At 40.0% G+C, this 13,297-nt stretch carries 12 protein-coding genes; 9 read left to right on the plus strand and 3 right to left on the minus strand.

All coding sequences use genetic code 11. From position 1 onward, the window contains the following. The first annotated feature begins 40 nt into the window (after positions 1-40). From dnaB to GKR92_13220, 4 genes are all read left to right on the plus strand, one after another. On the plus strand, positions 41-1,456 hold the full coding sequence (gene dnaB, locus GKR92_13205; GenBank protein QMU62808.1) for a replicative DNA helicase: 1,416 nt from the start codon (positions 41-43) through the stop codon (positions 1,454-1,456). After that, positions 1,453-2,532, plus strand: a complete 1,080-nt coding sequence (alr, locus tag GKR92_13210; GenBank protein QMU62606.1) for an alanine racemase — start codon at positions 1,453-1,455, stop codon at positions 2,530-2,532. Before dnaB ends, alr begins: the two co-directional genes overlap by 4 nt. A 12-nt stretch (positions 2,533-2,544) precedes the next feature. Further along, positions 2,545-4,209 (plus strand): AMP-binding protein, encoded by a 1,665-nt coding sequence (locus tag GKR92_13215; protein ID QMU62607.1) that lies wholly within the window; start codon positions 2,545-2,547, stop codon positions 4,207-4,209. A gap of 257 nt (positions 4,210-4,466) precedes the next feature. Beyond that, positions 4,467-4,964 (plus strand): hypothetical protein, encoded by a 498-nt coding sequence (locus GKR92_13220; GenBank protein QMU62608.1) that lies wholly within the window; start codon positions 4,467-4,469, stop codon positions 4,962-4,964. Here GKR92_13220 and GKR92_13225 read toward each other — a convergent pair. Continuing rightward, positions 4,961-5,317, minus strand: coding sequence for a hypothetical protein (locus GKR92_13225; protein ID QMU62609.1), 357 nt, complete (start codon positions 5,315-5,317; stop codon positions 4,961-4,963). The genes GKR92_13220 and GKR92_13225 overlap by 4 nt on opposite strands. Positions 5,318-5,485: 168 nt before the next feature. Continuing rightward, complete coding sequence (locus tag GKR92_13230) at positions 5,486-6,184, minus strand: hypothetical protein (GenBank protein QMU62610.1); 699 nt, start codon at positions 6,182-6,184, stop codon at positions 5,486-5,488. A gap of 331 nt (positions 6,185-6,515) precedes the next feature. Between GKR92_13230 and GKR92_13235 the strand changes: the two genes are divergently transcribed. From GKR92_13235 to GKR92_13245, 3 genes are read left to right on the plus strand one after another with little or no spacing between them, the layout of a single operon-like run. Continuing rightward, complete coding sequence (locus GKR92_13235) at positions 6,516-7,085, plus strand: hypothetical protein (protein QMU62611.1); 570 nt, start codon at positions 6,516-6,518, stop codon at positions 7,083-7,085. A gap of 24 nt (positions 7,086-7,109) precedes the next feature. Beyond that, positions 7,110-8,903 (plus strand): OmpA family protein, encoded by a 1,794-nt coding sequence (locus GKR92_13240; GenBank protein ID QMU62612.1) that lies wholly within the window; start codon positions 7,110-7,112, stop codon positions 8,901-8,903. 13 nt (positions 8,904-8,916) lie between these two features. Next, positions 8,917-10,791, plus strand: coding sequence for an EAL domain-containing protein (locus GKR92_13245; protein ID QMU62613.1), 1,875 nt, complete (start codon positions 8,917-8,919; stop codon positions 10,789-10,791). Positions 10,792-10,817: 26 nt separating this feature from the next. Here GKR92_13245 and ispG read toward each other — a convergent pair whose 3' ends face one another. Then, positions 10,818-12,026 carry a flavodoxin-dependent (E)-4-hydroxy-3-methylbut-2-enyl-diphosphate synthase gene (ispG, locus tag GKR92_13250; GenBank protein ID QMU62614.1) on the minus strand — a complete coding sequence of 403 codons (1,209 nt, stop codon included), beginning with the start codon at positions 12,024-12,026 and terminating at the stop codon, positions 10,818-10,820. A gap of 138 nt (positions 12,027-12,164) precedes the next feature. Here ispG and GKR92_13255 point away from each other — a divergent pair, with 138 nt between their 5' ends. Together GKR92_13255 and GKR92_13260 are read left to right on the plus strand one after the other, a co-directional pair. Next, entirely contained in the window at positions 12,165-12,581 is a 417-nt protein-coding gene (locus GKR92_13255) for a YjbQ family protein (GenBank protein ID QMU62615.1), read from the plus strand. Then, positions 12,521-13,276 (plus strand): HAD-IA family hydrolase, encoded by a 756-nt coding sequence (locus GKR92_13260; protein ID QMU62616.1) that lies wholly within the window; start codon positions 12,521-12,523, stop codon positions 13,274-13,276. The genes GKR92_13255 and GKR92_13260 overlap by 61 nt, the downstream gene beginning before the upstream one ends. Positions 13,277-13,297 lie beyond the last annotated feature (21 nt).

A 13,297-nucleotide genomic window follows, 5' to 3' on the forward strand; every position in this document is an offset into this window, starting at 1 on the left:
GGCGACAAATACAGAAAGCCTACGTACGCCTCCATATTCTATGGAGGCAGAACAAGCTGTAATTGGTGGCTTGATTCTAGACAATGCAACCTGGGACCAGGTGGCAGATCGAATCAATGAAAATGACTTCCATTTGTTTGATCACCGACTCATATTCCGTTCCATCAGTGAGTTGGTTGATAAGCATCAACCATTTGATGTGCTCACTCTTTCAGACCTATTACGTCAAAAATCCGAAATTGCGGATACAAATATTCTAGCCTACTTAGGCACGCTTGCGAATGACATACCCAGTGCTGCAAATATTAGAGCCTATGCAGATATCGTAAGAGAAAAATCTATTCTTAGAAAGCTGGTTACCGCTGGAAACGAGATTGCCTCCAGTGGTTTGTCGCCGGAGGGTAGGGATGTTAATGAGCTGTTAGATGAAGCAGAGCAAAAAGTTTTTCAGATTGCAGATGATAGTACGCATTCTGGACAGGGCTTTCAAAACATAAAGTCTTTATTGAAAACTACGGTAGAGCAGATTGATGAGTTGTTTGAGCGCGGAGATCACATCACAGGACTAGCCACAGGCTATGATGAGTTTGATGAAAAGACTGCCGGCTTGCAAAGTGGTGAATTGATTATTGTTGCGGGTCGGCCCTCAATGGGTAAAACCAGTTTTGCAATGAATATGGTTGAGTACGCAGCGTTGCGTAGTAATGCATCAGTAGCGATTTTCAGTATGGAAATGCCGGGGCGTTCTTTGACTATGCGTATGCTATCTTCCATGGGACGCATCGATGCACAGCGAATTCGAACCGGAAAATTAAATGATGATGATTGGCCGCGTCTAACCAGTGCAGTGTCAATGTTATCGGAATCGAATTTGTTTATTGATGACTCAGCAGCGCTTACACCTACTGAATTGCGTGCACGTGCGCGAAGATTGAAGCGTGAGTACGGCCTGTCTTTAATAGTTGTGGATTATTTGCAGTTGATGACTGTAAGCGGATCTAACGAAAATCGTGCTACTGAGATCTCTGAGATTTCTAGATCACTTAAGGCGCTTGCAAAAGAGTTAGACGTGCCAGTAATAGCGCTTTCTCAGCTGAATCGAAGTCTAGAATCGCGGCCTGATAAGCGTCCAGTTATGTCAGACCTTCGCGAGTCTGGTGCAATTGAGCAAGATGCTGATTTAATTGTATTTATTTATCGTGATGAAGTTTATAACGAAGACTCTCCTGAAAAAGGAACTGCTGAAATACTTGTAAGAAAACAACGAAATGGTCCAATATTTAACACCAGGCTTACGTTCTTAGGGCAATACACGCGTTTTGAAAATTACGTACCAGAAATTTATTCTGGTGGAGGTATTGGGGGTGAGAGTATTAGTAGTGGGAGTTTCCCTACCGAAAAATTTTCTGATAATAACCCCAATGATGGGAATAATGACGACGGAAATAATATATGAAGCGTGCCGCGTTCGCGCGTATCAATTTAGCTCATCTAAAATATAATCTTGCATCTATTCGAACGTTTGTAAATCAATCACAAGTCATGGCGGTAGTGAAGGCTGATGCCTATGGTCATGGTGTGTTGGAAGTTTGCAGATGTTTAAGTGATGCCGATGCTTTTTCGGTAGCTTATGTTAATGAAGCGTTGGAGTTGCGAGAGAGTGGCATTAAAAAACCGATTGTGGCATTGCAGGGTTTTAGTAGCACTGACGAATTGCGCAATGCAATTGAACATAAAGTACATGTTGTGCTTCATCATAAAGAACAACTCAAAATTTTACAAAGCAATGAGCCTGCACAGACTTTAAATGTATTGCTAAAGATTGATACCGGTATGCATCGACTAGGATTTGCAGCTGAAAAATTTAAGCAAGTTCTTGACGAACTAAAATCATTATTGTCGCCTGAATCTACTATTCGTCTAATGACACATTTAGCATGCGCGGATGAGGTCAAGAATCCCCAGACACAGCAACAACTCGATCAATTTGATTTGCTTGTAAAAAATGAGCCCTACGCACAAAGTATTGCAAATTCTGCAGCTATATTAGCTTGGCCAGAAGCTCATCGTGATTGGGTGCGTCCTGGCTTAGCCTTATACGGAGTAAATCCACTTCAAAATCAGACTAGGTCTTCACCTATAGAATTACGCCCCGTGATGAGCCTGCATGCGCCACTTATTTCGATTAAACACTGTAAAAAAGGTGAAAAAGTAGGTTATGGAGGAGATTTTTGTTGCCCAAGTGATATGGTCATAGGCATCATAGCAATAGGGTATGCAGATGGTTATCCACAACATCTTAAAAGTTCGCCAAGCGTGTCCATCAACGCTGAACAAGTGCCACTAGTAGGACGGGTTTCGATGGATATGATCGCGGTTGATTTGAGTGGTGTTCATTCGCAAGTTGGTGAGATAGCAGAGTTGTGGGGAGAATCGATATCTGTAACTGATGTGGCAGAACATGCCGAGACCATAAGCTATGAGCTGCTGTGTGCTGCAGGAAACTCTGCGTATAAAAAATACATTCAATAATGGCGGTGTAATATGGAAAAAGTTTGGTTAAAAAGTTATCCAAAAGGTGTTCCTGAATTTGCCGAGTTAGGGGAATATAACTCACTAGCACACATGTTTGATGAGTGTGCTGAACGCTATAGTCACCTCCCAGCCTTTGCAAATATGGGCGCCAGTTTAAGTTTTTCAGAACTTAATATAGAAAGCTACAACTTTGCTGCCTATCTACAGACTGAACTAGGTTTAGTTAAAGGTGACCGAGTTGCCATTATGTTGCCTAATCTTCTTCAATTTCCAGTAGCTCTATATGGTGTATTGCGTGCTGGATTAGTAGCGGTAGATGTTAATCCGTTATACACACCACGTGAGTTAGAGCACTACCTAAAAGACTCTGGTGCAAAAGCAATCGTAATTTTAGAAAACTTTGCTGATGTGTTGGCTGAAGTGATTGATGAAACGGCGGTTGATAAAGTAATCCTTGCGCGTGTGGGCGACATGCTCGGTTTCCCTAAGTCATTGTTGGTTAATTTTGTTCTCAAGTATGTAAAGAAGAAGATTCCAAAGTATGCGTTGAATAACATTGTTCCATTTAATGAGGTGTTGGCGACTGGACAGCAAAGGCAGTTAGTTAAGCCAGAGCTCAGCCGTGATGATTTGGCCTTTTTGCAATTTACTGGGGGTACTACCGGTTTAGCAAAAGGTGCAATGTTGTCGCATGGAAATTTACTAGCAAATGTTTCTCAAGCAGGTGCTTTTTTTGGTCCGGCTTTAGATGAGGGAAAAGAGACCGTGATAACTGCTTTACCGCTTTATCATATCTTTTCATTAACTGCGAACTGCTTTTTGTTTACTAAAATTGGCGGCCTTAATTATCTTATTACCAATCCGCGTGATATGAAGGGCTTTGTGAAAGAATTAAGTAATGTTAAGTTTTCTGTTATCACGGGTGTAAATACGCTATTTAATGGTTTGCTGAATACCGATGGGTTTTCTGATATTAATTTCTCTCATCTTAAAGTTACTTTGGGTGGGGGTATGGCTGTGCAAGAGTCTGTAGCGAAAGAATGGCATGAGACTACAGGATGTGTGCTTGCAGAAGCCTACGGCTTAACCGAAGCATCGCCAGCGGTCACAATGAATCCATATAATCTTAAGGAATATAACGGCACTATCGGTTTGCCAATTCCTAATACAGAGATCTCTATACAAGACGATGACGGTAATCATCTTGGAATAGAAGAGGCCGGTGAACTTTGTGTGCGTGGGCCACAGGTGATGCAAGGCTATTGGAATCGACCTGAAGAAACTAACAACACTTTGAGTGACGATGGTTGGTTGCGTACAGGTGATGTAGCCATGGTGTCTGAAGATGGCTTTGTTCGTATCGTTGATCGCAAGAAAGATATGATCTTAGTGTCTGGGTTTAATGTTTATCCAAACGAAATTGAAAATGTAGTGCAGTCTTTGGCTGGAGTGCTAGAAGTGGCTGCGGTAGGGGTTGAGGATGAAGAGTCTGGTGAAGTGGTTAAGCTGTTTATCGTTAAGAAAGATCCTAGTCTCACTGAGGAAGATGTATTAGCTCACTGTGAAGATCGACTTACTCGATACAAATGGCCTAAACATATAGAGTTTCGTGAAGACCTGCCAAAGACAAGTGTTGGAAAAATTCTTCGTCGTGCGCTACGTGACGGAGAGTAAACTAGATAAGGTAAGGTCGAGTACTAAGAGTTGGCCTGATTAAACTACAAATAGAAATCAGCTAAGGTTCTGAATGTGGGTGAAATTAGTACTCAAAGAGTCTATTTGTCATTATAAATATCCCAAATAAAAATACGGCTTTTATAAAAAGTGTGACGTAATTCCGTTGATCAAGCCGCTATAATTAGTGACTATAGGTATTCTTAATTTTTTCTATATGCCATTTTGGAACGTGGCAGAGTTGGAGCAAGTAAATAGTGAAGTCATATGAACACTCAGAAGATGCTGTTAATGATGCACAGCTTGCTTTAGAGCGACGTGATCGCAGTGAACGGCGTAGACCCTCTTTAAAAGGGTTTGTATATGGGTTGTTTCTAGCTAGGCGTCGTGGCCCACGGCGTGCGGAAAATCTATATCAATATAGTGATTGGTATGACGTCAAACTACTAGTGTTATCGCTAAGCTTATTATTACTTTCCTGCCTTGATGCGGCAATGACTATGAAGCTGCTCTCTTTGGGTGCAGTTGAATTGAATCCGATAATGAACGAGCTAATTAATCAAGGCACTCGATATTTTATCTGGATTAAAATTGTAGTAACTGCGTTATGTATTATTGTGCTGGTAGCACATAATCGAATTAGATTATTTAATCTATTACGTGTTGATGTGGTTTTGATTGCAGCAGTGTTTATTTATCTTGGCTTAGTAACGTATGAATTTTACTTATACACCTTAGGTGCGCCTGTTGTTTAATTGAGCGACTGTATTAAGCTCTCATTTGGGTCCTGGCGAATTTTATATAATTCCCTTTCCCATAACTTTATATTTTTAGGGCTGACACCTTTCTCAACACTGTCTAACCATTGATCATGGCAGTGCATCACTAATTCTAATCCTTCTTCAGTAAAGTCTGAGAGTTTTATTTCCAGACTTTGCCAGTCTTCAAACGATTTTGGTAAACCATGTTTGTATAGCTCGCTTTCGAACAAAAAACCTAATAATGGTTCGTACCTGGATTTAAAGTTTTCAATGGCGTCGAGCTTGGAGGCGTCATCCATTTCTTCGTCTAAATACCATTTACATGTATCAATGATGAATTCTTTCATCGTGCATCCTTATGTTTGAATTTTATTTCCATAATTTTTTAGAATCAGATTTTTGTGTTAATAAAATTAATTGTATTGTTGTGTTATTTATCTGATTGGATCAATGATTACTATAAGCCTGTAGTCAGGATTTGTTTGCCATTCATCAGAGTTTTAGATGAGTGGTTTTTAAACCTCGACAATGACGATATTGAAGTAATGTGCGTACACTTCAAGAGCACGATCTTTTGCCAAGCCTAAGTGATCAGCAAGTGCAAGATCCATACCGCGAAAATTAACATCATATTCAGTTGTATTAGTATCTGCTTTTATATGCAAAGGTGATTCTTTGTTATGCAATAGAAAGATTTTTGCAATTGATTGTTCAATAGGGATATCTAAAGAATCATATTCTAAGTTTGCGAGATGCTGTTTAGTATGTTCTCTTGCAGCAATAGATAGATCATCAAAGCGTGCGGTAAGTGCATAGGCTTGACTGCTATCCATCCATTTTTCAATATGTTGGCTTTGTATTTCAAGAATTTTTTCTGCGTGTAAGCTGCCTAATTCATTAATCGCATATACAAAGAAGATATATAGTTGATAAAATTTTACTGCATTGGTGAAAATTGGAATAAAAGACTTTGGGGTTTCGTGATCTTGCTCAATTGTGTAGTTAAAAGGTGTTAGATTTTTAAGTAATAGATGCAATGGATAAAAAGCCACGCTTTCAATAGTTCTAATTTCGCTGTCAACGCTGTTATTTTTATCAATGTGATATTCTTGTAGGCTCAGGCGGGCAGTGGATTTACGATTAGCCACCTCATTCGCTGTCAAGCCCCATAGATCTGGGAAATCTGTTGTATCTACTTGCTCAGACTGCCTCAATGTATCTGCCCCTAAATATGTAGGTTATTTAAAACTCTTATCTTAAATGGCCGATAATGTAGTGCTCTATATGCTTGAGATCGTGCGTTGTAACCATGCGATAGAAGGGTGATCACTGCTACTAAGTGATTGTTAGATCTATAGGGAAGCATGATTTTTAGCTATTTCTATTCATCAAGCGGACATTTTTCAGTTTGTGTTCTAGTTTGGAGCTTATTTTTGCGTGTACAATATTGATAGTATTTTCGATTACGAAGGTGCGGGTGCACCTGGGAGTGAAAATCATGATCCAACCTAGTTCTGTAGGCAGTATAAAAATAAGTGAATAATTATGGGCAATTCTAAACAAGAAGCATCAATTAAAGTTTCGCAAGTCGAGGCAAAACAAGTCTCTACACATAAAGTTAAAGCAAGTAATGGCAATAGCAATGATGAGCTGCTCGTGGATGAGGTTAAGAAACTAGATCAGATTCGTGCCATGTTGTTTGGCGAACATGTAGCTACATTGCAAAATAAGCATCAAGCGCTTAACCAAAAATTTGACAAGAATCTTGACCAAAGCGTATCCATACTGCGTAAAGAGTTTGCTACTTCAATTGCAGATTTACAACAGCAAATAGATAAGAAGTTTAATCAGTTGCGAAAGAGTCTGCAATCTGAAGAGGCGAATCGTGAATCACAAAATGAGGAACTCACTTCAAGTTTATCTGGTGTGAATTCAGACATCCTTACTAAAATTGATTTAGAGGCTAAAAGATTAGATCAAGCACTAGAGGATCAGCATCTGGAATCAACAAATCAGTTGAATTCTATGGCGGGTTCTTTGCAGGATACAAAAGTCGATCGCAAATCTTTAGCGGCTTTATTTAGTCAATTTGCTAAGGAACTTGAGGGCTCGTAGGCGAAGTTATTTATAGCTTCGCATATGACGAGAGTCATGTTGCATCAAAACGATATAGTTGGCGAAACAAACATCGAATCAAGACTGCCTACGTCAGATGATGTGCATGATTTAGCGCATTTGAGAAAGCTATTATTAGGTAGTGAGTATCAAGATTTGCTCAAATTGCAGCGTGAATTTTCAAATCATTCACATATTAGTGAAAAAATCTCTCAAGTTATATCAGAAGCCATTGCAATTCGTTCGAAACAAGACGATTCAGTATCACAAGCTTTAGTTCCTTCAATAGAGCATGCCATCCGCGCATCTGCAAAACGTGACCCTAAGCGTTTAGCAAATGCTTTGTTTCCAGTAATGGGCCCTGCGATAAGGGAATCTGTTGCTGAAACTGTTAGCGCAATGATGCAGCAGGTCAATCAATTATTAGAGAACAGCTTTAGTGCGCGCTCTGTTAAATGGCGCGTTAATGCTTTTCGAACTAAACGTTCTTTTGCGGAAGTCATGCTGGCAGATACTATGCTGTATCAAGTTGAGCAGGTGTTTCTAATCCATCGTGAGTCGAGTCTACTTATCAAACATCTCACGTCTGCAAATGCGATCGTCAAAGATCCAGATATGGTTTCCGGTATGCTCACTGCGGTGACCGATTTTGTAAAAGACTCATTCGTTGTTGATAAGCAGCAAAATGTTAAGTCAATAAAGTTTGGTCAGCTGAATCTTTTGTTTGAAGCGGGACCGCATGCCATTATTGTTGTAGCGGTGCGGGGCCTGCTTCCTGCTGATTTGCAGATTACAATTCGCGAGCAAGTCGAAGAGCTGCATCGATTATATGGTAGTAGGTTGGAAACTTATAATGGTAATGCTGAAAACTTCCCTGATACTTATGAGCACTTGGATAAGTGTTTATTGAGCAAGAAGAAAGATAGCAGACTAGAATCCAACAATAAACAAAAATTACCATGGCCTGCGATTTTCGTTGTCAGTCTTTTGCTATTACTTCCGTTTCTATGGTGGATGTTTAATAAGATAGAGCAAAATAAATGGGAGAATGTTGTTCATCAATTGCAAGCAGAGTCTGGCGTTGTGATTTTAAATCATCATAAACAGAATGGTGAGTATGTAGTGATTGGATTGCGTGATCCCTTGTCTAGAGATCCTGCAGAAATTGTTGCGGCTAATCAAGAATTTCATAAGTCGGTTAAGTGGCAAATGCAATCTTACTATTCCAATGAAAACGAAATTATTCAAAGACGTTTGCTCGATGTATTGAACCCACCCAACGATGTGGATGTAAATTTTCAAAACGGACTGTTGATTATATCGGGGAAGGCAGAAGCTTCATGGATAGCAGCTTTACCTAACAAGCTACCGTTCATATGGGGTGTTAAGCGTGTGGATACCAACCTACTACGTGAAAAAGAAGACATTCAACAAAAAATACAACAATTCATCGGCTCTATTGAGGAGGTGGTAATAGAATTTGCACCAAATTCAAGCGAGCTATCGTCTAATGACATAGTATCTATAGGTAATGTTCAAAAGCAGATAAACAACTTGCGGATTTACTTAGCTAAAACCGAGCAAGAATTCAAACTTGGTATATTGGGTTATGCGGATGCAACTGGGACATCCTCGGCAAATATTTTGGCAAGCGAACAACGTGCTAGAAATGTACATAATGTGCTAACTAGCAAAGGTATTGCTGAAGATGATTTGCTAGCCAAAGGTTTGAGTGGTCAAGTTGTTCAATCTGAGTTTGTTAAGACTTTAAAATGCCATTCGCAACGCTGTGTAATGTTTGAGGTCTATATTAATTAAGGTTGCTCGTTAAATGCCTGCTAATTTATATTATATGTCTACTTCTAATTTTGAAACACTCGTATCTTTGTATAGAAGACTTGGGATAGTCGTGCTGGAGTTACGACAAGATAGGAGTCTATGGTTGGTCTCTCCTGCGCCGACCTGGTTTTCATTGCTGGCTAAGTTAGCTAAAGATAATGGGGAAGGTCGAGTTCTTTCAGTTACCTCCAATGTTTTAAATACATTTATTGAAGATGACGCGCAGAAAATGTGGACTACCGGGCAAGAACGAAATGTTTCTCCAATATGGATTGAAAGAGACACTTCTGAAAATAGCATACCCTTTGAGGCAACGGCTTTACGTCAAGTGGATAGCATGTTGATTATTATTGAGCATGTGCCAGACACCTACGAGTCTAAGCAGTCACAAGCGAAGCAATTGCGCGAAAATGTTTTACTTAAAGGTTTGTTGGAAGACAAAAAGGCTGAACAAGCGCAAAAAATTGCATCTCGAGAAACTGAGCTTGAACAAGAAATTAGTGAACGCAGAGCGCTGGAAAAACAACTTACTCATTTGGCTTTTCACGATGCATTGACAGGATTGCCGAATAGATCGCTGTTTACGGATAGATTGCAAAGGGCGATTGCAGAAGCTGAGAGAAAAAAAGAATCCGTAGTGGTGATGTTTATTGATTTAGATGATTTCAAAAAAGTGAATGATTCATTTGGCCACCAGGTTGGCGACAAAGTGATTCAAGGGGCAGCATTACGTTTAAAAAAATGCTTGCGCGACATTGATTCCATTGCCCGTTTAGGTGGTGATGAGTTCACCTTATTGGTTCCTCATATTGGAGATCGTGAAGATATAGAAATCATCGCTAGCCGTCTAATTGAGTCCTTGGAAGATCCGATTGTTGTAGAAGGTACAGAATTTCGCATGTCTATCAGTATTGGTATTTCGGTTTTCCCGAACGATGCCAACAATGAAGATAGTTTATTGCGCAATGCAGATACTGCAATGTATTTTGCCAAGCACACGCGTGGTCCTAGTTATAAATTTTATGTCAAAGATATGGGTACATCGCCTTCGAAGCGGTTGGCATTAGTGTCAGATATCGAATTTGCTTTACAGCAAAAAGAATTTTTCTTGGTTTACCAGCCGATCATCGATATAAAAAATATGGAGGTTATGGGTGCTGAGGCACTGATACGATGGCGACGCACAGATGGTGAAATTGTTGAGCCAGATCGGTTTATTCCTCTAGCGTGTGAATCAGATTTGATTGTAAAAATTGGTTCATGGGTTATCGAGCAAAGTTGCAAGCAACTTAGAAATTGGCGTGGGATTTACGGCGATAAATTTAGGATGAATGTTAATCTTTCAGTGCGTGAGCTTGAATCTAAGAAGTGTAAAGGCGACTTGCAAAAGTTAATGGAGGATTTGAACTTGCCCCCAGGCTCTTTAGAGATTGAAATAACCGATACGATGCCGATCGAAAATTCTAATATTATGCAGACCAATGTTGATTTTCTAAAGAGTTTGCATGTGTCGACTGCGATCGATCGGTTTGGTGATCGTCAAACATCTTTAAAGTCGATTAAAACACTAGGGCTAAATTCGATAAAAATAGATCGATTCTTCGTAAATGGAATCGAATCCGATCAAGATAGCTACGATGTTTTTAATGGTATTGTCAAGCTGAGTTTGTGCCTATCAGATAATGTTTTAGTCGAAGGTATAGAAACCAAAGAACAGCTGGAAATTATTCAGAGTATGGAAGTGGATGAGGCCCAGGGGTTTTTCTTCACTCAGCCATTAGAGTCACACTTTTTTGATCAATGGATGAAAGAGTTTGATAAGAAACAAAAAACTCAACTTAAAATAGTTGAGAAAAAGAAAGCTTAGTGAGTCTTTTTTAAGTTATTTTGTGCTTAGGCGTAGTGTTGCGCAACATATTTTTGCACTATTATTTTAAATTCCTCAGCAATCTTCTCGCCCCTTAAAGTAGTAAATTTATCACCATCAACATATACTGGTGCTATAGGTTTCTCGCCGGTTCCAGGTAAACTAATGCCAATATTGGCATGTTTGCTTTCGCCTGGTCCGTTTACTACGCAACCCATGACAGCTACTTTCATTTCTTCTACACCGCTATATTGTTGTTTCCAAACAAGCATTTGAGTTTTTAAATAATCTTCAATGTCCGCCGCTAAATATTGAAAGTAATCGCTAGTGGTGCGCCCGCAACCTGGGCAGGATGTTACTTCTGGTGTGAACGAGCGTAATCCCATCATTTGTAATATTTGTTGGGCCACAACAACTTCTTGCGTGCGTGCGCCGCCCGGTTCAGGAGTTAGCGAAATTCTAATGGTATCGCCAATACCTTCTTGCAGCAGTATAGAGAGTGCGGCTGTTGAGGCGACGATGCCTTTACTACCCATACCCGCCTCTGTAAGGCCTAGATGTAACGCATAGCCACATCGTTTTGCTAAATCTCGGTAAACACGCACCAGTGCTTGCACTTCGCTGAGCTTGCAAGAAAGAATAATTTTATTGTGTGCGAGGCCAATCTTTTCGGCCAATGCGGCGCTTTCTAATGCAGATGCAATTAACGCATCGTGCATCACTTCTTGTAGAGATCTTGGTTGTGAGGAACTTTTATTATCATCCAGCATTTTAGCTAACAAATCTTGATCTAAGCTGCCCCAATTAACTCCAATGCGAACTGATTTATTTTCTGCACATGCGATTTCGATAATTTCAGTAAACTGTTTATCACTACGTCCAACATTGCCAGGATTGATGCGATATTTGTCTAGCGCTTGTGCGCACTCGGTATATTTTTTTAATAAGCGGCTGCCATTGAAATGAAAATCGCCTACCAGCGGTACATCCACTCCAGCATTGTCCAATTTCTCGCGTATTGTTGGTACTGCTTTGGCAGCATCTTTATTGTTTACGGTGACGCGTACAATTTCTGATCCTGCGGAAGCGAGAGCTGAAACCTGCGCTACAGTTTTTTCTATATCAGCCGTATCAGTATTGGTCATGGACTGTACGACAATAGGAGAATGTCCTCCTACTGTTACATTGCCAACATCGACTGCAGTACTATTACGCCGAAACTTTATTGAATTCATAGCTTGCTTATACTCAATACAGTATTAGTTTCAAAACGATTTAGAATCTTAACTCATTAGGATCCTGTTGCGGGTAGAATTAGCCAGATAGATTTAGCTTGGTATGATTCGAAAAACCATATATACCTCATTTTAAATATGTATTGGCAAAATAAATTCACATTTCAGTCTTCGGGTAGAGGTACTTACGAGATTACTAGAAATGTTGAAGAGATGATTCGTGACTCTGGTGTACAGCAAGGGCTGTGTCATTTATTTATTCAACATACCAGTGCATCGCTCATAATTAGTGAAAATGCTGATCCTGCTGTACATGTGGATCTTGAAACCTTCATGTCTAAACTCAGCCCAGATGGTGACCCAATGTTTACCCATCGAGCAGAAGGCAATGATGATATGCCTGCCCATATTCGCAGTGTGCTAACACAAACCGAATTAAATGTTCCGGTTAGTAATGGGGGGTCTGGTTTAGGAGTGTGGCAGGGAATTTACTTATGGGAACACCGAACTTCGCCTCACCAAAGACAAATTATCGTTACCATTCATGGGCAATAGTTATGGGTGACTTTTCGAATATCCGTTGTGTTGTATTTGATTTGGACGACACTTTGTGGCCTTGCGAACCCACTATACTAAATGCAGAATTGGCATTATATGAATGGCTTAAAGAATGTTATCCACGTATTACAGCTCAGTATTCACTAGAAAGTTTGCGGGAACAGCGTGCTAATTTTGCATTACTCAATCCGCACATAGCCCACGATGTGACTGCACTGCGCAAACAATCGCTAGCAGAGTTAGCGCAAAAATTTGATTATCCAATGAGTTTAGCAAATGATGGCTTAACACTTTTTAGACAGCATAGAAATCAAGTTGATTTGTTTGATGATGCTTTGTCAACAATACAAAAAATAGGTGAACATTTTAAAATTGGTGTTATAACAAATGGAAATGCTGACCTTGAGGCTATAGGTCTGAGCGAGCATTTTGATTTTATTGTGACAGCTGAGGAAGCAGGAGTAGCAAAACCGGATAAAGCGATATTTGAGTATGCGCGAAACAGAGTAAAGTTAGCCAGTCATGAATTACTTTATGTAGGCGATCATCCTACTATTGATGTGCTAGGGTCTAGCAATAGTGGCTGGAAATCACTGTGGTTTAATCCTGCGGCGGCGCATTGGCCAGAAGATATTATGCCGGATGCAGAAATTCAGAAACTCAGTGAGTTGCCGGGTCTGCTATCTATCTAAAATAAAAAATATGTAAGTTAA

Source organism: Gammaproteobacteria bacterium, assembly GCA_014075255.1.
Classification (GTDB): domain Bacteria; phylum Pseudomonadota; class Gammaproteobacteria; order UBA4575; family UBA4575; genus JABDMD01.